Origin of the sequence: Streptomyces sp. CA-250714 (assembly GCF_050936705.1) — a bacterium.
Classification (GTDB): Bacteria; Actinomycetota; Actinomycetes; order Streptomycetales; family Streptomycetaceae; genus Streptomyces.
In genome coordinates this window covers 1,081,765-1,105,279 of the sequence record NZ_JBNJMI010000001.1, presented here as the reverse complement: position 1 = coordinate 1,105,279, position 23,515 = coordinate 1,081,765, and the positions used below count along the sequence as shown (strand labels likewise).

General features: G+C 72.6%; 22 protein-coding genes. 13 read left to right on the top strand and 9 right to left on the bottom strand.

The genetic code is table 11. The features are described from left to right. Positions 1–3: 3 nt before the first annotated feature. From ACQEU8_RS05030 to ACQEU8_RS05020, 3 genes are all read right to left on the bottom strand, one after another. The gene (locus ACQEU8_RS05030; protein WP_433097218.1) at positions 4–654 is read right to left on the bottom strand and encodes a DUF7691 family protein; all 651 of its coding nucleotides are present in this window, start codon (positions 652–654) and stop codon (positions 4–6) included. Between the two features lie 93 nt (positions 655–747). Next, positions 748–1,509: a class I SAM-dependent methyltransferase gene (locus ACQEU8_RS05025; protein WP_433097216.1), complete on the bottom strand. Its 762-nt coding sequence runs from the start codon at positions 1,507–1,509 to the stop codon at positions 748–750. A 174-nt stretch (positions 1,510–1,683) separates the two neighbouring features. Continuing rightward, positions 1,684–2,727 carry an NUDIX domain-containing protein gene (locus ACQEU8_RS05020; RefSeq protein WP_433097214.1) on the bottom strand — a complete coding sequence of 348 codons (1,044 nt, stop codon included), beginning with the start codon at positions 2,725–2,727 and terminating at the stop codon, positions 1,684–1,686. 472 nt (positions 2,728–3,199) lie between these two features. Here ACQEU8_RS05020 and ACQEU8_RS05015 point away from each other — a divergent pair, with 472 nt between their 5' ends. The 6 genes from ACQEU8_RS05015 (at position 3,200) to ACQEU8_RS04990 (ending at position 8,565) form a co-directional block, all read left to right on the top strand. Continuing rightward, positions 3,200–3,700 carry a hypothetical protein gene (locus ACQEU8_RS05015; protein WP_433097212.1) on the top strand — a complete coding sequence of 167 codons (501 nt, stop codon included), beginning with the start codon at positions 3,200–3,202 and terminating at the stop codon, positions 3,698–3,700. A 143-nt stretch (positions 3,701–3,843) separates the two neighbouring features. Continuing rightward, the gene (locus tag ACQEU8_RS05010) at positions 3,844–4,461 is read left to right on the top strand and encodes a DNA polymerase ligase N-terminal domain-containing protein (protein ID WP_433097210.1); all 618 of its coding nucleotides are present in this window, start codon (positions 3,844–3,846) and stop codon (positions 4,459–4,461) included. Then, on the top strand, positions 4,458–5,480 hold the full coding sequence (ligD, locus tag ACQEU8_RS05005) for a non-homologous end-joining DNA ligase (protein WP_433097208.1): 1,023 nt from the start codon (positions 4,458–4,460) through the stop codon (positions 5,478–5,480). Before ACQEU8_RS05010 ends, ligD begins: the two co-directional genes overlap by 4 nt. A gap of 161 nt (positions 5,481–5,641) precedes the next feature. Further along, positions 5,642–7,135, top strand: coding sequence for an aminotransferase class I/II-fold pyridoxal phosphate-dependent enzyme (locus ACQEU8_RS05000; protein WP_433097206.1), 1,494 nt, complete (start codon positions 5,642–5,644; stop codon positions 7,133–7,135). A gap of 38 nt (positions 7,136–7,173) precedes the next feature. Continuing rightward, positions 7,174–7,848, top strand: a complete 675-nt coding sequence (locus tag ACQEU8_RS04995; RefSeq protein WP_433097204.1) for an HAD family hydrolase — start codon at positions 7,174–7,176, stop codon at positions 7,846–7,848. A 93-nt stretch (positions 7,849–7,941) separates the two neighbouring features. Further along, complete coding sequence (locus ACQEU8_RS04990; RefSeq protein ID WP_433097202.1) at positions 7,942–8,565, top strand: DUF5709 domain-containing protein; 624 nt, start codon at positions 7,942–7,944, stop codon at positions 8,563–8,565. 185 nt (positions 8,566–8,750) lie between these two features. Here the strand turns inward: ACQEU8_RS04990 and ACQEU8_RS04985 are convergent, their stop codons facing one another. Then, on the bottom strand, positions 8,751–10,148 hold the full coding sequence (locus ACQEU8_RS04985; protein ID WP_433097200.1) for a cytochrome P450: 1,398 nt from the start codon (positions 10,146–10,148) through the stop codon (positions 8,751–8,753). A 184-nt stretch (positions 10,149–10,332) separates the two neighbouring features. Between ACQEU8_RS04985 and ACQEU8_RS04980 the strand changes: the two genes are divergently transcribed. The 7 genes from ACQEU8_RS04980 (at position 10,333) to ACQEU8_RS04950 (ending at position 15,090) form a co-directional block, all read left to right on the top strand. Continuing rightward, positions 10,333–10,506: a hypothetical protein gene (locus tag ACQEU8_RS04980; protein ID WP_433097198.1), complete on the top strand. Its 174-nt coding sequence runs from the start codon at positions 10,333–10,335 to the stop codon at positions 10,504–10,506. Continuing rightward, positions 10,503–10,970: a monovalent cation/H+ antiporter complex subunit F gene (locus ACQEU8_RS04975; RefSeq protein ID WP_433097196.1), complete on the top strand. Its 468-nt coding sequence runs from the start codon at positions 10,503–10,505 to the stop codon at positions 10,968–10,970. Before ACQEU8_RS04980 ends, ACQEU8_RS04975 begins: the two co-directional genes overlap by 4 nt. Beyond that, on the top strand, positions 10,960–11,232 hold the full coding sequence (locus ACQEU8_RS04970; RefSeq protein WP_433097194.1) for a hydrogenase subunit MbhD domain-containing protein: 273 nt from the start codon (positions 10,960–10,962) through the stop codon (positions 11,230–11,232). Before ACQEU8_RS04975 ends, ACQEU8_RS04970 begins: the two co-directional genes overlap by 11 nt. Next, positions 11,229–12,026, top strand: a complete 798-nt coding sequence (locus tag ACQEU8_RS04965; RefSeq protein ID WP_433097192.1) for an MnhB domain-containing protein — start codon at positions 11,229–11,231, stop codon at positions 12,024–12,026. Before ACQEU8_RS04970 ends, ACQEU8_RS04965 begins: the two co-directional genes overlap by 4 nt. Further along, positions 12,023–12,370, top strand: coding sequence for a sodium:proton antiporter (locus ACQEU8_RS04960; protein WP_433097190.1), 348 nt, complete (start codon positions 12,023–12,025; stop codon positions 12,368–12,370). The genes ACQEU8_RS04965 and ACQEU8_RS04960 overlap by 4 nt, the downstream gene beginning before the upstream one ends. After that, positions 12,367–14,307, top strand: coding sequence for a complex I subunit 5 family protein (locus ACQEU8_RS04955; protein WP_433097188.1), 1,941 nt, complete (start codon positions 12,367–12,369; stop codon positions 14,305–14,307). The genes ACQEU8_RS04960 and ACQEU8_RS04955 overlap by 4 nt, the downstream gene beginning before the upstream one ends. 165 nt (positions 14,308–14,472) lie before the next feature. Continuing rightward, on the top strand, positions 14,473–15,090 hold the full coding sequence (locus ACQEU8_RS04950) for a LuxR C-terminal-related transcriptional regulator (protein ID WP_433097186.1): 618 nt from the start codon (positions 14,473–14,475) through the stop codon (positions 15,088–15,090). Positions 15,091–15,130: 40 nt separating this feature from the next. Here ACQEU8_RS04950 and ACQEU8_RS04945 read toward each other — a convergent pair whose 3' ends face one another. From ACQEU8_RS04945 to thiI, 5 genes are all read right to left on the bottom strand, one after another. Next, positions 15,131–17,038, bottom strand: coding sequence for an ATP-binding cassette domain-containing protein (locus ACQEU8_RS04945; protein ID WP_433097184.1), 1,908 nt, complete (start codon positions 17,036–17,038; stop codon positions 15,131–15,133). Continuing rightward, positions 17,031–18,878: an ABC transporter ATP-binding protein gene (locus ACQEU8_RS04940; RefSeq protein ID WP_433097182.1), complete on the bottom strand. Its 1,848-nt coding sequence runs from the start codon at positions 18,876–18,878 to the stop codon at positions 17,031–17,033. The genes ACQEU8_RS04945 and ACQEU8_RS04940 overlap by 8 nt, the downstream gene beginning before the upstream one ends. 4 nt (positions 18,879–18,882) lie before the next feature. Continuing rightward, positions 18,883–19,005, bottom strand: coding sequence for a SapB/AmfS family lanthipeptide (locus ACQEU8_RS04935; RefSeq protein ID WP_016471140.1), 123 nt, complete (start codon positions 19,003–19,005; stop codon positions 18,883–18,885). Between the two features lie 89 nt (positions 19,006–19,094). Beyond that, the gene (gene lanKC / locus ACQEU8_RS04930; RefSeq protein ID WP_433097179.1) at positions 19,095–21,866 is read right to left on the bottom strand and encodes a class III lanthionine synthetase LanKC; all 2,772 of its coding nucleotides are present in this window, start codon (positions 21,864–21,866) and stop codon (positions 19,095–19,097) included. Between the two features lie 376 nt (positions 21,867–22,242). Next, positions 22,243–23,463 carry a tRNA uracil 4-sulfurtransferase ThiI gene (gene thiI, locus ACQEU8_RS04925; protein ID WP_433102151.1) on the bottom strand — a complete coding sequence of 407 codons (1,221 nt, stop codon included), beginning with the start codon at positions 23,461–23,463 and terminating at the stop codon, positions 22,243–22,245. Between the last annotated feature and the right edge of the window lie 52 nt (positions 23,464–23,515).

Genomic DNA, 23,515 nt, shown 5'->3' with positions numbered 1-23,515 from the left:
GGGTCAGCCCTGGATGGCGAAGAACAGGGTGTCCATGGTGTGTCCGTATTCGAGAGCGTCCTGCCATTCGTCGTGCTCGACCCGCATCATCTCGATGAGCCTCCGGGCCTCATGGACGAAGGCGCTGTCCATGCGGTCCAGAACTGCGGCGTAGGCGTCGGCGAGTGGCTTGGCCTTGGCCAGCGGAAGCCGCCCGATGGCCGGGTACCCGTCCATGGGCGAGGGAATGTGGTAGGGGATCTCGTCGGGCGGCCCGGCGAACAGGAAGTCGTGCGGCAGCAGGTCGGCGGGGACGCCGAGGCGCCGCAGTTCGTCGCCCATGTGCCCGAAGAACGTGGAGGGCTTGGAGTACACGCCGAAATCGATGGGGTCGGACCCGCTCCAGTCGATGATGTGCTGGAGCGCCTTGTAGTAGGCGTTGCCCACGTATTCGCCGTCCGCGTCGGCGTGGCCGGCGAGGAGGTGGTCGAGTGCCTCGGGGATGGTGAGGCCCAGCTCGATGCCTTGCCGTTCGAGGCTGAGCTGGTCGGCGTGCGCGTCCCCGCGTATGTGATCGCGGAGCATGCGCTGCTGAGTTGCGTCGAGTTCGCCGCCTCGCACGTAGGACACGACGCGGCTCTGGTTGGCTGTGGTCATCGTAATGATGTGGCTCATGGGTCTCATGGTGACAGTGGGGGGCCAGACGCCTGCGAGGGCCTCATCGGCGCAGCCCCCCATGCCGCGTACGCAAGAGCCGCCGGACAAGTCCTAGTCGCCGCTCGCCACCCACAGGTCGACCACGTACGTCTCCTCCACCTGTTCGTCGGGGAAGACCGCCCGCAGTCGGTCGCGTTCGGCGTCGAGGAAGGCCTGGGTGCTGTCCTCGTCCATGACGAGGAAGCCGGAATGGCTGGCGAGGTTGCCCAGGTGGGTGTCGAGCGGGACGGTACGGCTCCACCGCACATGGCGGCGGCCGACGCGCAGCCCTTCTAGCCCTGCTCTCCGTACCGCCTCGGGATCGTCGATCGGGGACAGGGAGGGCGAGGTGGCGCAGGTGTGGCGCGTGATGCGCTCGGTCTGCTCGGCGATCCACGGTACGTCGAGGGCGGTTGTGTTCCACCAGATGACGAGCGAGCCGCCCGGGCGCAGCACCCGCAGGGCCTCGGGGACCGAGCGTGTGGTGTCGGTCCAGTGCCAGGACTGGGCGTAGGTGAGCAGGTCTCGGCACCCGTCCGCGAGCGGCAGCGCGTTGGCGTCTCCCCGTACCAACGGCACGTCCGGCAGGCTCTTGCGGAACCACGCGGCCATGCCCTCGCCCGGCTCCACGGCGATCACTTCGGCGCCGCGCTCCACCAACTGCTCCGTGGAGATGCCGGTGCCTGCCCCGACATCGGCAACGCGGGCTCCTGCCAGCGGCATTCCGGTCAACTCGGCTATGTGGGCGAAGAGTTGGGGCGGATAGGAGGGCCGGTACGCGGCGTAGCGATCCGCCGCCGCGTTGAAGGACATGGCACGCGTTCGAGAAGTCACCGTCCCATCCTGCCCGCCCCGGGCCCGGCTATTACCCGCCCCCGAATCGCCTGGGAACGGCCACCAATTGGCTGTGCGAGCAGCAGCACGTAGACGTCCACAGGGCGGCGCTTCGTAACGTCCTCGCGAGGTCCCCCGGGGAGCGCCTCCTCGCGGATCCCGGCGGCGTACGGCTCACTCGTCCCTCTCGTCCGTACGGCCATGCACACCAGCCGCCTGGCCGGTGGCCCTGCGCAGCAGGCGCGCCTCGTGCGGGGGGAGCACGTGCAGGGCTTCCTCGTGGGTGAGCCGGCGGGTTGCGGTGGGGCGCGGGGGCGCGGTGACGCGGGCTGCGAAGAGGTGGATGACCAGGGTGCGACCACCGACCGGGCAGCTGGTGCTGTCGACGGCCAGCAGCCGGCCCACCGTTCCGTCCGCGAGCCCCAGCTCGGTGCGCAGGGCCCGGGCGGCGGCTGCACCGGGGGTTTCGGTCGCCGACACCAGCGTCCCCGGCAGTCGGCAGGAGGCGCTGCCGCCCCACCCGTCGTCCCACTCGCCGACGTCGTGCGTGACGTCCCGTACCAGGATCCGGCCCGCCCCGTCCGTGACCAGTGCGGCGGCAGCGACCGCGGGGCCGGGCAGCAGGGCGCGGCGGTCCCGTTCGTCGAGCGGAGCCGGGTGACCGTCGAGCAGGTGTGCCGTATGGGCGCCGCGCTCGGCGGCGAGCGCTGCGGCCGTACGGCGGCGCAGCCGCTCCGGGAGCCGGGCCAGCGCCTCGTCCTGCGGCACGAACTCGGCAGCGCGCAGTTCGTCCCGCTGGAGGCGCAGGTCCTGAGCTGTCACCGGGTGCGGCAGATGGACGGCGTACACGCAGGCGGTCAGCGCCCTGCCGTACACGGTGGCCGGCACGTTGTCGACGGCCAGCAGCCGGCCGATCCGGAGCGCCGCGGGCCGCAGCTCCTCGCGGAGCTCCCGTACCAGCCCGTCGACCAGGCCCTCGTCGTCGACCATGCCCCCTGGCAGGTCCCAGCCCGCCTTGTAGACCGGGTCGACCACCAGCAGCCGGTCCCGCTCGTCGCGGATCACCGCGTCCACGGCGGCGGCCGGGGCTGGGTGCCTGGCGAGATAGGCGGCGAGCTCGTCCTGCGGACTCGGTACAGCCACCGTGCCGGGTGTCCGGAGGGCCGGAGTGGACGCGGGTGCGGTGGTGCTGGCAGGCGTACGGGGTGTCGACGTCATGCGGCCCTCCTCGTGTCCGGTGGCGGAGGCGGGCCGAAACGGTGCACGCCCCCAGTGAAATCAACTGACCCGCCGTGGAATTGGGTACGCCGCTCGTTCGGCTCAGCGGTGGTGCGGCCAACCGTGTACCCCGGGCTGCTGAACGGACAAAACATGCATAACGTCGGCATTCGGCAAGGACAGCTGATTGTCACCGAACGGTGCCGCAACGGGACCGAACGGTGCCGCAACGGGACCGGACGTCGAGGGGAACGCGACGGTGAGCGAACGACTGAGCGAACACGCGGGCGAACACATGGGTGCAGAACCGGGTGGAGACCTGGGCGGGAGCGCGGCTCCGAGCGGGGCGACTGGCGCGGCCCCGGGCGGGGTGACCGGCGCGGGTCCGCGCGCGGCGCCCGGCATGTCCGGGGGCGCGGCGCCGAGTGCGGCTCCCGGTATGCCCGCGAGCGCTCCCCATACGTCCGCCGGCGTGGCGACCGGCGCGCCCCCGGGCACGGTGTCCCACCCGCACATTCACGTACGGCCCGACCCGGGCACCCCGCACGATGCCGCGCCGAGGCAACCTGTGCACCCCGTCGTGCAGATCTTCGAGGACGCCGCGCGGGCCGTGCCCGGCTACCCGCTCGCGCCACTGGTGACCGACGAGTTCTGTGTGCTGATCGGCCCCGGCAACGCCTCCACCGTGATCGCCGTCTACTTCGACGACGTGGCCACGCTCTGGGTGGACCAGTACATGTGGAGCGAGTACGAGTGGTCCGACCAGGACACCGGTGACCTGGGGTTCCTCGCCGAAGCCGTGGCGGCGGTGCAGCGCGGGGACGGTGCCTGGCACTTCCGCCAGGACGACGGGCGCCTCGTCCACCTGGGCGGCAGGCTCGGTAGCCACGTCGTCGGTCCCGGCGGTGTCAACCCGCCCCCGCTCACCCTCCCGCTGACCCCCTGGGCCTCCCAGCTCGGGCCCGCGCACTGACCCGTCCTCCTGCCGGCCGGCCGCTCCCGCTGCGAACCCGTGTGGCCCGCGCGACAGTGGGAACGCGGAGCATGCGAAGAGCGCACCGAGCACACGGAGCCCGGCGTGCGCACCGTACGCGGCACGGAACGTGAGGATCAGGCGTGAGTGGTGACGACGACACGCTGAGGACATACCGCGGCAAGCGGCGTTTCGACCGGACCGCGGAACCCGAGGGCGAACGCGCGAAGGACAGCGACGAGCCGCACTACGTGGTGCAGATCCACGACGCGACGACGCTGCACTTCGACTTCCGGCTGGAGTGGGACGGCGTCCTGAAGTCGTGGTCGGTGCCCAAGGGCCCCTCGACGGACCCGCACGACAAACGGCTGGCCATGCCCGTCGAGGACCACCCGCTCGAATACCGCACATTCGAGGGCGTCATCCCGAAGGGCGAGTACGGAGCCGGACCGGTCATCGTCTGGGACGAGGGCACCTACGAACCCCTCTCCCGCGACTTCGGCAAGGCGCTGGAGAAGGGCCACATCTCCTTCCGTATGCACGGCGGCAAGCTGCGCGGCGACTGGGCGCTCTCCCGCTTCCGCAGCGGCGACGACGGCGAGCGCGAGGCATGGCTGCTGGTCAAGAAGAACGACAGCCACGCCTCCTCGCGCGGCACTCCGGACCCGTGGCGCGTCCGCTCGGCCCGCAGCGACCGCACCCTCAAACAGGTCGCCGAGCAGGCGACCGAGGAGTGGACCCGCGAGGGCGGGCGGTCATGAGCGATCTGCTCGACACCCTGCCCGACGACCAGCGCGCACTGCTGCGCCGCGCACCGCCGGGTGCGACGCCGGCCGAGCAGCCCATGCGTGCCGAGCTGAGCGACAGACGGGACTTCCCCGCCGGCGGCTGGATCTTCGAGCGCAAGCTCGACGGGGTGCGGGCGCTCGCCGTACGCGAGGACGGCCACGAACGGCTGCTGTCCCGCTCCGGGCGGCGCGTCGATGCCACGTACCCCGAGATCGTCGACGCGCTGGGCGAACAGAGCCGCGCCGACTTCACCGTCGACGGCGAGATCGTCGCCTTCGCGCACGGCCGCACCGACTTCGCCCGCCTCCAGCAGCGTATGCAGCTGAGCACCGAACGGCAGGCGAGAGCCAGCAGGGTGGCCATCACCTACTACGTGTTCGACCTGCTGCGGCTCGACGGCATGGATCTGACCCGGCTACCGCTGCGCACCCGCAAGTCACTGCTGCGCAGGGCGCTGGACTTCCGCGCGCCCCTGCGCTTCACCACCCACCGCAACGAGGGCGGGCAGCAGCTGCTGGACGAGGCGTGCGCGCACGGCTGGGAGGGGCTGATCGCCAAGCGTGCCGACAGCCGTTATCTGCGGCGCCGGTCGCCCGACTGGCTCAAGCTCAAGTGCGCGAGCGGTCAGGAGCTGGTCATTGGCGGTTTCACCGAGCCCGCCGGGACGCGCGTCGGTTTCGGGGCGCTGCTGCTCGGCTACTACGAGGGCGGCGGGCTCCGCTACGCGGGAAAGGTCGGCACCGGCTACGACCGCAATACGCTGCTGACGCTGCGCCGCGGTCTGGACGAGCTGGAGGTGCGGCGCTCCCCGTTCGCAGGGCCGGTCCGCGAGCGCGGCGCGCACTGGGTGGAGCCGCGGCTCGTGGCGCAGATCGGCTTCACCGAGTGGACCCGCGACGGGATGCTGCGGCATCCCCGCTTTTTGGGGTTGCGCGATGACAAGGAGCCCGGGGACGTCGTGCGAGAGGGGCCCCGCGAAGGCCGCCACTAGGGCGCTTCCTGTGCTGACACGGGGTGCCCCTGCCTGTCGTTCGCAGGCTGCGGGCGCGTTGTGGCTTGTCGCGCAGTTCCCCGCGCCCCTGACGGGGCGCGTGGTCCCTGTGCTGCGCTGCGCTGTGCTTCTCTTCCGATTGAGAGGGCACCCGGGGGCGTATGGATCACAACGCCGCACCGGTGCTGGAGGCACTGGCCCGATATCAGGCGGTGGGGGAGCTGCCGTTCACCCCGCCGGGACACAAGCAGGCGAGGGGCGCCGACCCGCGGGTGCGCGCGGTGCTGGGGGACGCCGTCTTCCACGGTGACGTACTGGCCTCGGGCGGGCTGGACGACCGGCGCACCCGGGGTGCCGTACTGGTGAAGGCCGAACAGCTCATGGCCGACGCCGTCCACGCCGAGCACACGTTCTTCTCCACCTGCGGCAGCTCGCTGTCGGTCAAGGCGGCGATGCTCGCGGTGGCAGGTCCGCACGAGAAGCTGCTGGTCGGCAGGGACGCCCACAAGTCGGTGATCTCCGGGCTCCTGCTGTCGGGCATCCACCCGGTCTGGGTGGAGCCGCAGTGGGACGAGGAGCGGCTGCTGGCCCACGCCCCCTCGGCTGCCGCGTTCGAGGCCGCCTTCGAGAAGCACCCCGACGCACGCGGCGCCCTGGTCACCAGCCCCACTCCGTACGGCACCTGCGCCGATCTGTACGCGGTCGCGGAGGTCTGCCACCGCAGGGGCCGGCCGCTCATCGTCGACGAGGCGTGGGGTGCCCATCTGCCCTTCCACCAGGATCTGCCCACCTGGGCGATGGACGCGGGCGCCGACGTCTGCGTGACCAGCATCCACAAGATGGGCAGCGGCTTCGAACAGGGTTCCGTCTTCCATCTGCAAGGCGATCACATCGACCCGCTGCTGCTCGCCCAGCGCGCCGACCTGCTGGGCACCACCAGCCCCAACGTGCTGCTCTACGCGGGTCTGGACGGCTGGCGTCGGCAGATGGTGCAGCACGGCCACCAACTGCTCTCCCACGCGCTCGACCTCGCGGCCGAGGTGCGGGAACGGCTGGCGGCCATGGACGGGCTGCACATCAACGGCCGCGCCGACTTCGTCGGCGAGGGCAGGGCAGCCGACCTGGACCCACTGCCCGTCGTCATCGACCTGGCCGCGCTGCCGGTCAACGGCTACCAGGCCGCCGACTGGCTGCGCGAGCAACAGCACATAGACGTGCACATAAGCGACCACCGCAGAATCAACACCCAGCTCACCCACGCCGACGACCGGCACACCACGGGCAGGCTCCTCGACGCGCTGCGCGAGCTGACGAAACGCGCCGACGAACTCCCCGAGGCACCCCCGGTCCGCCTGCACGCCCCGTCCGACCTGCGGATGGAACAGGCGTGCCTGCCCCGGGACGCGTATTTCGGCGAGATCGAGGACGTACCCGTGGACGAGGCCGAGGGCCGGATCGCCGCCGAGATGGTCACCCCCTACCCGCCCGGCATCCCCACCGTGCTGCCCGGCGAGCGGCTGACCAGGACCGTGCTGGACTATCTGCGCACCGGTGTGGAGGCGGGAATGAACCTGCCCGACGCCGCCGCGCCCGACCTCGGCACCGTACGAGTGCTCGCCGACGGCCGCCCGCCCGCAGCCCCCGGCAGCCGTTGACCCACCGCTCCGGACGCACCTCCGACGAAGGAGCCGCCATGCCACGCGCCGCGCTGTTCGATGTCGACGGCACCCTCACCGACACCACTTACCTCCACGTACACGCCTGGTGGGAGGCGCTGCGCCAGGCCGGACACAAGGTGTCAACGGCGGACCTCCACCGGGCCATCGGGCTCGGCGGCAGCGATCTGATCGCCCAGGTGCTGGGGGAGGGCAGGGACCGGGACGAGGACGAGTCGATCGACGCCGCGCACAAGACGCTCTTCGCCACCTGTCACGAGCGGCTCTCCGCGCTGGAGGGCGCCCGTGAACTGCTGTACGCGGTGCACGACCGCGGCTGGACCCTCGTACTGGTCACCTCGGCTGCGGGCGGTGAGCTGGCCGCACTGCGCCGCGCTCTGGGCGCCGACGACATCGTCGCCCACATCGCCAGCGCCTCGGACGTCGCGGCGGGCAAGCCGGCACCCGACTCCGTGGAGCAGGCCAGGCAACAGACGGGCGCAGCCCATGAGCAGACGGTGTTCATCGGCGACTCCGTATGGGACATGCGTGCCGCCTCCCGCGCGGGGGTCACCGCGCTCGGGGTGCTGTCCGGCGGCATCCCGCGCGCCGACCTGACAGAGGCGGGCGCCCAGGAGATCTACGCGGGCCCCGCCGACCTGCTCACCCGGCTGGACGAGAGCGCCTTCGCCCGCATGGAGCGCGAGACCTGATCCGGACCGCTCCACATGCCCTGACCTGCTCGGCGCCCGCGTAGCCGCCGTACAGGAGGGGTACCCGGAGCATCCACACGAGAGGAGGCCACCATGACGGGAGACGGCAGGGACATCCCCGCGGAGGAGGGCGTCACCACCGAGGACGCCGCCGAGATGCAGGCGGGCCCCGTCGAGGGCCGGCAGCCGGACGAGCGCCTGGAGCGCGGCCGGTGGCAGCCACCCGTGGAGTCCGACCCGCCACCCCGGGTGAGCGGCCGCGACAGCGGCGGCTCGGACACCTCGTTCCTGACCCCCCAGGCGGAGGCCGACCAGGAGCACGCGGAACCCGCCGATCCGGGTGCCGACCCCGAGGACCAGGGCATCCCGGATCTGCAGGACGGCGCCCCCATGCAGCAGCGGTCCAGCGACCCGCAGCAGGAGTCGGTGCCGGGCGACACCCCGACAGCGCCCACCCGCTCCGCGCCCACACCCGCCGAGATGCGCAAGGGCGAGTCCCTGGACGAGCGGCTGGCCGAGGAGGAGCCCGAGGAGTCCGAGCGCGACGCCGTCTCCGGCCCGCCCGACGACCGGTCCGGAGTACTCAGCGCCGACCCGGAGGCCGCACCGCCCCGCCGCCAGGACGTCTACGGCCGGGAGAGCGGCGACAACCGCGGCCTCTCCCCGGAGGAGCAGGCCCTCCACACCGTGGATGAGGACGACGAGCGTTTCGGCTGAGACCGTCGATTTTGCCGCCGGACCCTGTTTCGTCGTGGCTGCGCGCCGTTGCGGCGGGAATGGTGCTGGGGGCTTCGCCCCCAGACCCCCTGGCAGGTGGCAGGGGCTGCGCCCCTGAATCCTTGCCGCCGCGACGGCGCGCAACCACGACGGCGAGGGTCCGGCGGAAGAAGCGAGCCCCGCAACTACAACGTCCGCGGCTGCACCCGAAAGCACAGGGTGAAGTGATCCAGCGTCGCCGGCACCGGTGCTGAGGCCCGCAGCTGGGGATGCGAGGCGAGGGAGTACGCGTGCCGCTCCAGCAGTGCGGCCAGCAGCGTGCTGACGGTGAACAGCACCAGGTTCTCGCCGGGGCACCCGGCGGGGCCCGAACTGAACGGCACCAGCGCCGGGTTGGCCCGCGCTTCCTGCCCCGTCTCCGCGGTCCACTGCTCCGGCGCGAAGCTGTCCGCGTACGGCGCGGCGGGCTCGGCGCGGTGCAGATAGGGCGTGTAGAGGGCGAAAACCGTTCCGGCCGGCAGGGTGCCGCCCGCCCACCCGGTCTGCGCGGTGCTCTCCCGCAGGATGAGCGGCGTCGTGGGCCACAGCCGTACCGACTCCAGCGCGCAGCCGCGCAGGAACGGCAGCTCGCGCGGGCTGTCCGGATTTCCGGCCGTCGCCTCCTCGTGGGCCCGCACCGCCGACTGCGGGTGGGTGGCCAGCAGCGCCAGCGCCCGCATGGTCGCCATCCCCGCCGCGTCGTAGGCGAACAGCCAGTGCGGGATCTGGCCCGCCCGGTCGGTGCCCGTCGGCGCCGGGGTCTCCGCGACGCGCTCCGCGAGACTGCCGGGCTCCGGCTGTGCGACGTAGGAGCGTACGCGGGCGAGGAATGTGCTCCGCAGCTGCCTGCGACGCGGTCCGGCCAGCGACCAGTTGGCGGCCGAGCGCAGGGCGCCCAGCTGCGCGGTCAGCGTGGCGTCGTCGCGTGCCGCGTCCCCGAGGACGATGCGCCGGACCGTACGCCACCATGCGGCGTCGAACTCCTCCCACAGCAGCTGCCCGGACCGCTCGGCCCCCTCCAGCAGCACCGCGGCTTCCTCGCGTACGACATCGGTCAGCCGCCCGGCAAGGTCGTGCAGCGGTTCGTGGGTCTCCAGCACCTGCTCGGCGAACTCCCGGCGCCGGGTGCGCTCCGGGCCGCCGGAGATGACCACGCCGTGCGGCTGGAACTGCGCCAGTGAGGCGCGCTTCTCCAGCGTCGCCGGACTGAACGGCTCCGGCGTCTCCAGCAGGACGCGACGCGCGTCCCCGGGGTCCAGCACCATCGCGTACGACCGGCCCCGCACCGTCAGCGGGAGCGGTCCGGGGCCGTACCGCTCGCGCAGGGTGCGCATCCGCTCGACGCCGCGCCGGTCCCAGCCGGTGCGCTCCACCAGCGACATGGCCCGTGGCCTGCGCACGATGACGCCGCCCGCCAGCACCGGCAGCAGTACGTCCGCCACCACGCCCGCGGCCTCCCGGGCACCCAGCGCGGGCAGCGTCCCCGCCGGATCCGGTGCGTCCGGTTTCCCGGGCGCTTCCGTGCTGCTCTCGGTCAGTCGCATCTCCACTCCGCTCACTCCGCTCGCCGGAGGTGCTCCGGCCGTCGTCGGGTGCGTCGTCTCCAAGAGCCTCGCGGTACCCGCAGGTAATCGGACGAAACGACGCGCGAGAAGACACCGTTTGCCGTCGGCGACCCGGTGGTACCCACAGACGCGTCCGAGCGGGGCGAGGCGGAGGGGAGACCTGATGGCGCGTCGGCTGACGGCCGTATCGGAGGTGGCCGCCTGGTGGGTGCTGCTGGCCGGGCTGTGGCTCTTCCTCATCCAGACGGTCGACGCCCTGGAGTGTTGGGTCGGCGCTGCAGCCGCACTGCTCGCCGCGGTCGCCGGGCGGGCGGCCCGCAAGGCGGCGCGGCGGTGAACGGTTGGCTCGCCGCAGCCTGCGCGCTGCTCATCGGCGGCATCTTCCCGGCACTGTGCGGCGTGTGCACGGGCCCCGTACGGCGGCGCGTGCAGGCGCAGAACCTCGCCACCGTGCTCGCCGCCCTCACCCTGCTGCTGCTCTCCCAGGGCTACGCCCGCCCCTCCTACACGGACATGGCACTCGCCCTGGCCGTGCTCGGCCCGGCCGGCACGCTGGTGTACGAGCGGCTGCTGGGCGAGGAGCTGCGGTCCGACCGGCCGCCCGCCCCGGTGACCAGGGCCATGACGGTGTTCAGCGTGGCGCCCGTGCCGCTCGTCGTGCTCCCGGTGTGTGCCGCTGCCACTCCCGGCAGGACGACGGTGAAGCTGCTCCTCATCGGGTGCCTGCTGGTGGCGGGCAGCGCCGTGTGCATGCGGGCACTGACGACACCTCCCGGAGGAGATGAGCCGGTTGGACAGTGAACTGCCGGTGGCGCTCGCCCTGGTGCTGGTGACGCTCACGGGTACGGCCGCCGCTCTCACCCGCGACCCGGTGCGCCAGGCCACCGTTCTGGCGGGTCTCGGACTGGCGCTCGCGCTGCTGTTCGCCGTCCTCCAGGCGCCCGATGTGGCGCTCTCCCAACTGGCCGTCGGCACCGCGCTGACCCCGCTGATGGTGCTGCTGTCCGTATGGAAGGTGCGGCGCAAGGCCGCCCGCAGCGAGCGGCGGGAGGAGCAGCGGTGAGTCGCCGGGTGCGTCTGTGGGTGCTGGCCGCGGGCGGGCTCGGGCTGGCGGTGCTGCTGGCGGCAGCCTGTTTCGCGCTGCCCGGCTTCGGCGGCTCCTGGCACCCGTACGGCGCCCGCGCGGTGGAGGCCGCGCTGGGCCGGCACACCGCCAACACGGTCGCCTCCGTCAACTTCGACCAGCGTGCCTTCGACACCCTCGGCGAACAGGCCGTCCTCTTCGGCTCGGTGCTCGGCACCGTCGTCATCCTGCGTACCACCCGCGACGAGCACCGGGTGGAGCCCGCACCCGCCGTCGTCCCGTCCCTGGTGCGCCGCTACGCGCTGCTGGTGCTGCCCGTCACCCTGCTGACCGGGCTCTACATCGCCGCGCACGGACAGCTCAGCCCCGGAGGCGGCTTCCAGGGCGGGGTGGTGGCCGCGACCGCGCTGCACCTGCTCTACATCGCCATCGACTACCGCGCCCTGCGACGGCTCCGCTCGCTGACGCTGTTCACGCTGGCCGACGCGGCCGGTGAGGCGGGCTATCTGCTGGTCGGTCTCGGTGGCGTGCTCGCCGGGGCGGCCTTCCTCGAGAACGTTCTGCCGTACGGCACGTTCAACACGCTCTCCTCAGGCGGCACCGTGCCACTGCTGAACGCCGCGATCGGGGTGGAGGTGGCCGCTGCAGTGGTGGTGCTGCTGGCGCAGTTCCTCGACCAGGCCATCGTGATCGAGGGCGGGGACGGAGCGCAGCAGCCGGGCAGGCACGGGGCCGGTCCCCGCGGCACGGCGGGTGAGGGGAGCGGCGCGTGAGCGTTCTGCCGTACCTGGTTGCGGGCTGGCTCTTCCTGGTGGGCTGCTACGGGCTGGCCACCAGCCGGAACCTGATCCACGCCGTGGGTTCGCTGGCGGTCTGCCAGGCGTCGACGTATGTGCTGCTGCTGGCCGTCGGCTACCGGCGCGGCGGCACCGCACCGGTCTACTCCGACATCGAGCCGGGCTCGCGGCCCGTCGTCGACCCGGTGGTGCAGGCGCTCACCCTGACCGATGTGGTCGTCGGCGCCACGGTCACAGCGCTGCTGCTCGCCCTCGTCGTCCAGGTCGCCAAGCGGCACGGCACCGTCGACCCGGACGAGTTGCGGGAGCTGCGCGGATGACGGCGGCTCAGGCCCTGCCGCTGCTGGTGGTGCTGCCGCTGCTGGGCGCCGCGCTGCTGGTCGCCACCGGCAGATGGCTGCCCAGGTACGTCGCCGACGTCTGCGGCTGTGCGGTCGCGGCGGGGACTTCCGTGCTGGCGGTGGGGCTGCTGGTGACCGCGGCGGACGGGCCGGTGCCGGTGGAGTGGCTGGGCGGCTGGCGGCCCCGGCACAGCTCGGGCGTGGGGATCGTGCTGGTCGGGGACGGGATCGGGCTCGGGCTGACTGCGCTGGTCTCGGTGCTGGTGGTGGCCGTACTGGTCTACTCGTGGCGGTTCTTCGACGATCCGCCGCCCCGCCAGGCCGGTGCCTTCCCGGCGCTGATCCTGATCTTCCAGGCGGGCATGTGCGGATTCACGTTGACCGGCGATCTGTTCAACGCGTTCGTCTTCTTCGAGTTGATGGGCGTGATCGCCTACGCGCTGACCGGCTACCGCGTCGAGGAGGCCCGCGCGGTCCAGGGCGCGCTCACCTTCGGGTTCCTCAACTCGCTCGGCGGCTACGCCACCCTGCTGGGCGTCGGGCTGCTGTACTCGCACACCGGTGAGCTCGGTCTCGCCCAGCTGGGGCAGCGGCTGGACGCCGCACCGGGCGGCTCCGGCGTGCTGGTGAAGGCCGCTTTCGTACTGGTGGCCGCCGGGTTCCTGATCAAGGCTGCCGCCGTCCCGTTCCACTTCTGGCTGCCCGACGCCCACACGGTGGCGCCCACCCCGGTGTGCATGCTGCTGTCCGGGGTGATGGTGGAGCTGGGCGTCTACGGTGTGGCGCGGCTGTACTGGACGGTGTTCGCGGGGCCCGGTGGCGTTCCGGAGACACAGGTGCACCGCGCGCTGCTGGTGCTGGGCGTGCTGACGGCCGTGACCGGCGCGCTGCTGTGCTGGTTGCAGCGGCACATCAAACGGCTGCTGGCCTTCTCCACCATCGCCCACACCGGGCTCTTCCTCGTCGCACTGTCCGTCCTCACCCCTGAGGCCGTCTCCGGCGCCGCGCTGTACGTCCTGGGGCATGCCGGGGTGAAGGCCGCTCTGTTCGCCTGCGCGGGCGTACTGGTGGACCGCTTCGGCAGCGTCGACGAACGCGATCTGCACGGTAAAGGACGGGAACTGCCGCGCATCGGAGTGCTGTTCGGCGTCGGCGGGCTGGCGCTCACCGGACTGCCGCCGTTCGGCACGGGGCTCGGCAAGGCCCTCTCGGAGGAGGCGGCGGGCAGTTGGCTGACGGTCGTCTTCGTCCTCGTCTCCGCCGCCACCGGCGCCGCCGTGCTGCGGGTCGCGGGCGGGGTCTTCCTGGGGCTCGGGGAGCCCGCACAGGAGCCGGCACCAGGCGGCCGTGCGGAGCAGTCCGCCCGCGAGCCCGCGGGAGCCGCAGCGGAAGCGGCGGGAGAGACGGCCGGTGAGCGACCGGACCGGAAAGCTGGCACGGCGCCGGAGAGCCCGGCAGCGGAAGGGGGCGGCGATGAGGAGGAGATGACCGGCGCGGACGAACCCGCCGAGACTCCGGGCCGGGTGACCCGGGTGCCGGACACGATGCTCGTCGCCGCAGGTGCCCTCCTGGCGGGCGGGCTCGCCGTGGGGTGTGTGCCGCCGCTGTGGTCGGCCGTCAGCCGGGCCGCCGACACGTTCACCGACCACACGGGTTACGCCACGGCCGTGCTGTACGGCACCGAGCAGCCCGGTGTCCACTCTCCCGCCCCGCACTGGTCGACGCTGGGCGTGCTGTTGGGGCTGCTGTCGGCCGCGCTCGCCGTGGGCGCGGCGTACGTCGCCCTGCGTACCGTGCCCAGCGGGGTCCGCCCTCGCTGGTCCGTACCGCTGCGGCGGCTGCACTCCGGCCATGTCGGCGACTACGTGGCCTGTGCGCTCGCCGGGATCACCCTGCTCGCCCTGCTGGTGTGGTGACCGTGCCGTGCCGGGAAGTGCGCCCCCTCGTTGCGCCCCCATAACACATCGCACACATTCGGTTTCAATGTGTGGCCAAAACTGTGCGTCTTTTCGATGCCGTGAGCTTGTATGTATTGAACTGCGCCTGTCAGGTGAGGATCGGGCACGTAGGGGGGACTGAGTGTGATCCGGGTACTGCTGGTGCACGACGTGCGCATACTGCGCTGCGCGCTGGCCGCTCTGGTCGGCAGAGAACCGGACATGGCCATAGAAGCCGCGTCCGCGAAGGAAGCGGCCAGGCTGGCACGGACACTGACCGCCGATGTGTGTGTCGTGGACGCCGATGTGACGGGACGTTCTCCGCTGGACGAGCTGGCGGGGCTCTCCCGCAGGGGTGCCGCACGGGCCGGCGGAGCGGCGCACCGGCTGCTGGTGCTGGTCAGCCAGCACTGCCCCGGGGCCCTGCGGAGGGCGCTGGACGCGGGGGCGTCCGGATTTGTGTGCAAGGACGCGCTCCCGGAGCAACTGGTGACCGGCATCCGGCGGGTCGCGGCAGGTGAGCGCTTCGTGGACAACGCACTGGCGGGCACACTGCTGCGCGCCTCCGAAGTCCCGCTCAGCGAACGGGAACTGACCGTGCTGTCGGCGGCGGCCGAAGGCGCGTCCGTCACCGAGATAGCGCGCCATCTGGGGCTGTCGACCGGCACGGTGCGCAACTACATGTCGGCCATCACCCGTAAGACAGGCGCCCGCAACCGGGTGGACGCCATCCGTATCTCCCAGGGGGCCGGCTGGCTGTGAGCGGACGCGGGAACAGGCGCAGGGCGAACCGCGTACGCCGCTACACGCGGGACCGCGGGGCCCAGCCCGCCGCAAGGTCGCGGTAGAGCGGGGAGCGCTCCAGCAGTTGTGTGTGCGTACCGCAGCAGGTGCGCTCCCCGTCCAGTACCAGGACCCGGTCCGCGCGGAGGGCCGAGCTGATCCGGTGCGCGATCACCACCAGCGCACCGCCGCGCCGGATGAAGGCGTGCTCGGCCACCTCCTCGGCAGCCGGGTCCAGATGGCTGCTCGCCTCGTCCAGCACGACCAGCGGCGCGGGGGACAGATAGGCGCGGGCCAGCGCCAACTGCTGCCGTTCACCGGCCGAGAGCGCCACCGGGTCCACCCGCCCTTCGAGACCGCCCAGCCGCCGCACCAGCGCCTGCGCGCCCACCGCCTCCACTGCACCGAGCAGCGCCGGCCCGGGCAACTGGCGGGAGCGGTCCGGCAGCAGACAGCAGAGGTTGTCGCGCACGCTGCCGGAGAAGACGTACGCCTCCTGGGGGATCAGCACCCGTTGCTCGGAGGGCAGTTGGCGCAGCGGCTGCTGTGGGTGCGGCTGCTGTTCGGGTACGACTGGCTGTCCGTACAGCCTGATCTCGCCGTCCGAGGGCCGCAGCATCCCGGCCACCAGCAGGGCCAGGGTGGACTTGCCCGCACCGCTGGGGCCGACGACCGCCAGCCGCCCGTCCGCGGGAACGGCGAGATCCAGCCCCGAAAGCACCGGCACGGCCGCCGGACCGTAAGCGAAGCCGACACCGCGCAGTTCGAGTGCGGGAGTCCCGGGGGCGACGGCGCGCGGCGCGGCTGTCGAACGAGGGCCCGGCAGACTCGGCACGGGTGTCCGCTGCCCCTCCGGGCCCGGCAGACTCGGCACGGGTGTCCGCCGCACCTCCGGGCCCGGCTCCGGTGCGCCCTCCCGCAGCCGGCCGATCACCACCGCCAGCCGGGCACCGGCACCGCCCAGCCCGTGCACCAGGCTCTGCAGCGCGGGCAGCAGCGCCTGGGTGAGATAGGTGAGCGCTCCCGCCAGCGCTCCGGCGCTCACCCCCTGCCGCAACAGCCAGGGGGTGAGAAGCAGCAGCAGTACGACGGGCAGCCGCCCGCCGAGTCCGAGTGCCAGCGCGCGGGCGATGCCCCAGCGGGCGAGGGCGTCGGCCGCGTGCCGCTCGGCCGTCACTCGCCGGTCCACCGACCGGCGCACGGTCTGCTGCGCGCCGCACGCGGTCACGTCCCGCAGCGCGCGCACCGTCGTGCCCACCTCGTGCGCCAACTCCTCGTCGGCGATCAGGAAGTCCCGCTGTCTGCGGGCCAGCGGCCGCAGCGTCCCGGCGAAGACAGCGAGCCCCGCCACCAACGGCGGTACGACAACGAGCAGCAGCACCGGCGCCAGCGCCAGCAGCCCAAGGACCGCCCCCGCCAGGGTGAAGACGAACGAACGCGAGACCATCACCAGCCCGGCGAAGCTGTCCCTGGCGATCTCCACCTGGTGTGTCAGCCGCGAGACCACACCCGCGCCCGACGCTCCACCCGGCCCACGGCCGGGCGCGCCGACGGCGGTGACGGCGTCGTACAGTCCGCGCCCCACCACGCGGCGCACCAGTTCGTCCCGCAGCGGTTCGGCGAGCGCCGCCACCTGGCGGTAGACCCGCGCCGTGCCCCACGCCCCCACGAGCAGACCGGCGGCGGCAACGGCCAGCCAGGCGAGGCCCGTTGCCGCGCTGCCCGCCAGGAAGCCGTCGTCCAACGCACGGGCGAGCGCGAAGCCCAGTGCGAAGGTGTGTGCTGCTTCCAGCACCGACCAGGCCGCGAGCGCCACCAGCACGCGGGGCCGCCGCAGCAGGAAGCGCGACCCCGCCCGTACGAGCCCTCGCCGAGCGCTGTGCCGTTCCGCCGGTGCCGTCCTCGTGTGCTTGACGCTGTCAGCCATCGGCGCTCCCGGTACCGAACAGGGCCCGGTAGGCGGGCTGTTCCCACAGCTGGTCGTGCGGTGCCAGGGCGCGGATCAGGCCGCCGTCGAGCCAGGCGGTCAGGTCCGCGCGGGCGGCCGTCGAGGCGCGGTGCGCGACGACCAGCCTGGTCCGCGGCCCCGCCATCCCCTCGGCCCTGCCGTCAGCGCCGTCCGCGTCGCCCGAGCCCACCAGCGCCCGTGTCACCTTCAGCTCCGTCACCGTGTCCAGGCTGGAGGTGGCGTCGTCCAGGATGAGCACCCGGCCGCCCTGGGCGAGTGCGCGGGCGAGGCCGAGCCGCTGCACCTCGCCACCGGAGAGCGGAGCCTGCTCGCAGGGGGTGTCGTAGCCGTACGGCAGGGTCAGGACGAACTCCTCGGCGCAGGCGGCGCGCGCAGCGGTCCGTACGCGGGCCTCGCGTATCTGCCCTGCGTCGTCCGGAACACCTGCGGCGATGGCTTCGCCGACGGTGGCGCCGAACAGCACTGGGCGCTCGAACGCGAAGCCGACCGCCCGGCGCAGCGCCGACGCGTCCAGCTCGGCCAGATCGACACCGTCCAGCAGCACCTGTCCGGTCTCCGGTTCGACCAGCCGCCCGGCGACGGCCGCCAGCAGCGACTTTCCCGCACCCGACCGGCCGACCACCGCGACCGTCGTCCCGCCGGGCACCACGAGATCCACGCCGCGCAGCACTGTCTCACCGCCGTACGAGGCCCGCACACCGCACAGTTCCAGCCGACCCGCGCCGACATCCGGGGTGTGCTCCGGCACCATGCGACGCCCACCTGTCATGGGCGCGACGTCCAGTACCTCCGCCAGCCGCTGTGCAGCAGTGCGACCGCGCACCAGCGCGTTGAGCTGTCCGACGAGCGTGCCGACACCCGCCGCCAGTACGGCGTAGCGCGCCGCGGCGACCAGGCCGCCGACGCTCAACTCGCCTGCGGTCAGCAGCAGTCCGCCGACCGCGATCACCGCCACCTGGAGCAGCGGCACCAGTACTGCGGCCTGTGCGGTGGCGCGGCCCTGGACGTGCCACATCCGGTGTCCGTGCGCGGAGAGCTCCGCCAACGGCTCCAGCACGCGGGCGCGTTCACGCTCCCGGATGCCGCCCGCCGCGATGGTGCGGGCTCCGGTGAGTGCCTCCACCAGCCGCCCGGCGAGCCGCGCCTGCGTCTCCTGATAGCGGGTGACGCAGTCGGTCGAGGTACGGGAGAACGCGCGCAGCAGCAGCACCAGCAGCGGCGTACCGGCGAGAAAGACGGCGGCGAGCCGCAGATCGAGCAGGGCCAGCGCCACCAGCGCGCCCACCGGGGTCACCACAGCGGCCAGCGCCGAGGCGACACTGCTGGGCCCCGTGCCCGCGTGCGCGGCGTTGCCGGTGCAGCGGGTGACCAGATCCCCGTGGGCGAAGCGGTCGGCACGCAGCGGCCCGACCGCCAGCAGATGGCCGACCAGGCGGAAGCGCAGCCGCGCCGTCGTACGGGAGTTGAGGGTGCCGGTGAGCACCGTGTCGGCGGCGTCCAGCACCACCAGCGCGCACGTCAGTGCCGCGCATACGGCGAGCCAGCGGGTCGCTTCCGCACCGCCGCCGGTCCCTCCACCGGTCAGCAGCAGGTCGAGGGTGCGGCCGAGTGCGGCGGGCAACACCAGCCCGGCACCCGCCGCGGCGGTCGCGGAGAGAAACAGCGCGACCGTGCGCCACAGATGAGGGCGCCCCTCGGTGAGCAGCAGTCGGTCGGCGCTGGTCCGCTGTGCGGAGACAGCTGAGCGCCCCTGGGCGGGGGACGAACCCCGCCCAGAGGCACCGGATGCGTGTGTCACCCGGTCACAGGCACAGGAGCGTGCTGTGGGAGCTGTGCTTGTCGCACAGGAGGAGGCTCGCGCTGCTGTCGTCGCCGCCGCCGGTCCGCTCCTCGGGCTCCATCGTCTGCAGGTCGAGAAGTGCCATGGTGGTGTTTCCTTCCCTATCGGGGTGTTGGGTTGTGTGTGTTACAGGGACGGTGGTGCTTCAGTACGGCCCCCGCCCCGGAGGCCGGTCTATGGGTTGCGGACTGGGAGGGGCTGCCCCTGTCCGATGTCCGCATGGCGCGGGTTTGTTGTGGCTCGTCGCGCAGTTCCCCGCGCCCCTGACGGGGCGCAGGGTTGCGCCAAGAACGGCAGGCTCGGCAGTGCCTCACCCGAGTCGGCGGCAGCCGCCGCGCCCGTGGCGAGCAAGCAGCCCGCCGTGCCGGTCGCCAGGTCCATCGACAGCCGCATCATCTGGTCGCCGGGGAAGGCGAGACCGCCCGCGTAGGCCATGCCGTACCAGCCGAGTCCGGCGAGCTGTGTCTCGCGGTCGGCGTCGGTGACCCCGGGAGTGGTCGTCCTGCTCAGGTGCAGCAGCATCCCGGCGCGGCCCTGGAAGATGCCCGGCTGCGCGTAGTAGCGCATACGGGCCGCGGGCAGGATGCCCTCCCGGGCGCGGGTGAACTCGGTGTGGTCCGGGCGGTGCGCGAGAAAGTCGTCCAGCGCCATGGCGATGCCCACGCTGCCGGCACCGAGGTACGGCATCACGCGGTTGCCCTCGTCCACCTGCCAGGTCCCCGCGCTGTCCTGTACGCAGTGCGCCAGATCGCGGGCGAGCGCGTGTTCCGCCAGATCGAGCATTGCGGAGTCGCCGTGCTGCTCGTACAGCCGCAGGAACAGCAGCGCCGCTCCGGTCGCGCCGTGCAGCAGTCCGGCTCTGTTGACGCCGGGGGTCGGGTCGTCGGGCTCGTCCAGCCGCTGGGCCAGCAGCTGTGCGGCCTCGATGGCGGTCGCGTGCAACCGCTGCTCCGAGGTGTCGTCCGCGAGTTGCCCCAGGGCGAGGCCGAGGCCGGCCAGTCCGCCGTACAGCGAGCTGCCCAGCCGCTGCCACTTCTCGTCCAGCACCCGCTCGGTCAGCTCCAGCGCCCGCTTGGCGTGTCCCAGCCGGGCCAGTACGCAGGCGACTCCGGGCAGTCCGTCGTAGAGCCCCAGCGGGGTGCCGCGCGGCGGGGGATCGGTGTGCCGCAGCAGCCACTCCTCGCCTTCCGGATACCGGTCCGCGCCGGTTTCGGCGAGTACGTGCAGCACTCCCGCCGCGCCGTGTGCCAGGCCGAGTCCGCCGCCGTCGCCGAACTGCGCGATGTCGCCTGGGAAGAGTCGGTCGTCGCGCTCGGGGGTGGCCGAGGCGAGGATCGCCCGCGTCATCGCCGCACGCGCTGCCGGCCAGTCGCCGGGTGCGACGGTGGCGGTGGTGCGATGGGTGGCGGCGGTGCGGGGGGTGGCCGTGCCAGGGATGGTGGCGCGGGTGGCCGGGGCCGACGTGTCGGTGCCCTCGATGGTGGCGACCGCCTCGGCCAGGAACTCCTCCGGGATGCCGGGGAACTGTTCGGCCGCGATCTCGGCCAGATGGGCCGCCTTGCCGCGGTCGACGGCCAGCAGCGTGGTCATCGGGACGAACAGCGCGAGCCGCAGACACGCCAGCGCATAGCGGTCGATGTCGTAGCGGGTGCGGTCGGCCGGGGCGATGAAGCCGGGGTGGGCGACGATCTGCCGCGGATCGTCCTCGGCGAGCGCGGCCGCCTCGAAGTCCAGCAGCGCGACGGACTGTTCGTCGGGCGCGACCATGATGTTGAACATGTGCAGGTCGTTGAAGACGATGCCCCGCCCGTGCACCGCCGCGACGGCCTCCGCCACCAGGCGATGCATCCGCAGCGCCCACTCGGTGTGCCGGGCCACCGCTGCCGGGTCGGGGTCGGCGGTCAGCAGCGGATGCCGCTTGGCGAAGAAGGCGTTGAGGGTCTGGCCCGGCAGCTCCTCCATCACCAGGAAGCGGTGTCCGTCCAGCTCGAACCAGTCGCGTACGGCCGGTACCACCGGCAGCCCGGCGAGCCGGTCGAGCGCGGCCTTCTCCCGCTCCAGCCGCGCCACCGCGTCGGCCCCGTCGGCGGCGAGCCCGGCGTGCGGCCTGGCCTCCTTGAGCACGACCCGGCTCCCGTCGCGGGTGTCGGTGCCGCCGTACACCCCACCGCCGTTGGAGAAGTGCAGCGCCCGCTCGATGCGGTACGGCAGATCCGTGACGCTGGCCGCCGAACGCGCCGCCAGCTGCGGGCGGAGGAAGACGGGCAGCTCCACACCGTCCGGCACCCGGAAGGCGGGGTCCTTGCGGTCGGGTATCAGCCTGCCCTGCGTGTCCTCCACGGCGGGTACGAGCCTGCCCTGCTCGTCGACACAGAAGCGCGGTGCGAAGCCTCCGTACCGTACGTACAGCGGCCCATTTCGCCAGCGCAGATCAGTGAGAATGTACGGGCCGGGACGGCCGTCGAGTATTGCACCCAACTCGCGGAGAATGCTTTCGAGTTGCGCTTCGTCGGCCGGGTAGATGGTTGCGAATTTCCCGCTCGTGCCGCGCCCGGCGTATTTGGCGTTGCGCAGATACAGCAGAGTGCGGTGCGGTACGAATTTGAAGGGAATTCCGCGCGGCACGCAGTGGTCCCAGACGGCCGTGCCGATCTCGTCCGCGTTCTCCAGTGTGGCCGAGGCGTGGATCTTCCAGCCCTGGAGCGGGAACTCGCCCGCCACCGGGCGGAGTTCCAGCCAGTCGCCGGACCTGGTCTGCCGCCACCCCGCGGGCACCGGGCGGCGCGCTACCGGTAACTCCCCGGGGTCGGGCTCCACGTCGCCGGCGGCCGGCGTACCGGTGTGGACATCGCCCTGTGCGGTGCTCGATGCGGAATCCGACAAGCGGTCAGGTGTGTCGTAGAAATACGGGTCTGCAAGGCAGAAAATCTCGTACCGCTTGTCCATCGTTCCCCTCCCCTGGGAAGCACGGGATCAAGCGTGCAACATGGGAAGGGGAATGGGTAGTCAATTCTGTCACGAACCGTATGTGAGAAACGCACGGGTAACTCGGTCGGTCATCCGTCGATCCCTCGGAATTTCCGCATACGAAGCACCAGGTTCACACGCCAAGTGCCAGATCCCCGCTCTCCGGAACGGCGAAGCGGGCCACGGTTGCCCCCCCCCGAAGGGGCGCGGGGAACGGCGCGATCAACCATGGGGGTACCTCCCTGCTCGAAGAGCTTGGGGGAGGATCCGCAGCCCGGCGTCGGCGGGCAGGGGCACCCCCTTCCCGGCAGAGGCGAGGGCGCGGCAACTCCACCGGATACGGTCCGCTGACCAATCAGCTGCGCGGCGTGACGACAGCGTCCCCGGCGGCGACGCCCGTCGCCGCCGGATCGGTGCCGGGCTCCAGGGACCAGGCGCCCGCCAGCAGTTCCTCGACGAGTTCGTCCAGCTCCAGGCGGCGCTCCACCCGTTGCAGGTCCGGCACCCTGGCCCGGGTGCTGACCTGCCGGGGAGACAGCAGTGAGCAGCAGTCCTCGTCGGGCAGTACCGAGACGTCGGCGGTGCCCAGGGCGCGCGCCTCGTCGATGATCTCCTGCTTCTCCCAGCCCAGCAGCGGACGCAGCAGCGGTACGGAAGCCGCCTCGTCGACGGCCGCCAGGTTGGCCACCGTCTGGCTGGCCACCTGGCCCAGGCTGTCCCCGGTCACCAGCGCCTCGGCGCCCAGCCGCAGGGCGAGCGCGCTCGCCGTCCGCGCCATCAGCCGGCGCTGGGCGACCACCTGGAGCCGCCCGGCCCCCGCGATCGCGAGCTGCTTCTGCGCCTTGCCCAGCGGGACCACCCACAGCGTGCGGTCCGGCTGGAAGCGGTTGAGCTCGCGGGCGAGCGCGTACGCCTTGTAGACGGAGGAGGCGTCGGTGTACGGAGCCCCGGTGAAGTGCACGAAGTCGCAGGCCAGTCCGCGGCGCATGGCCCGGTACGCGGCGACGGGCGAGTCGTACCCGCCGGACAGCAGGGCCAGCGCCCGGCCGCTGGAGCCCACCGGCAGCCCGCCCTGTCCCGGCATCCGGCGCCAGGACAGGTAGCTCGCGCGCCGGTCGACCTCCACCGCCAGCTCGACGTCCGGATGCGAGAGGTCGACCCGCGCTCCCGTCTCCAGCCGCACCCGCTCACCCACAGCGACGGCCAGTTCGGACGAGGTGAGCGGGAAGGACTTGTCCCGCCGCTTCGGGCGTACGGCGAACGTGAGCTCCCCGCGCCCGCCGGCGCGCTCCTCCCGCTCCCGGCGCAGGGCCCGCACCGCGTGGTCGCCGATGTCCTCGACGGTGCTGGGGATCCGCACCGCCGGCTGCACCAGGCTGAAGCCGATCACACGGCGTACGCAGTCGACGAGTTCCTCCAGCGGCGGCTCGCCGCCCACGAGCGTGACACTGCGGCCCTTCTCGACCCACGTCGAGCCGGGGAGCGTGCGCAGCGCGTCCCGCAGGTTGCGGTACAGCCGCTCCTCGAAGCGGGCCCGGTTACGGCCGCGCAGAAAGACCTCGCCGTGCTTGAGCAGGACGCACTCGCGCGCATCCTCCGGCGCGGTCCGGCGCGCTGGCGCGTCGTCC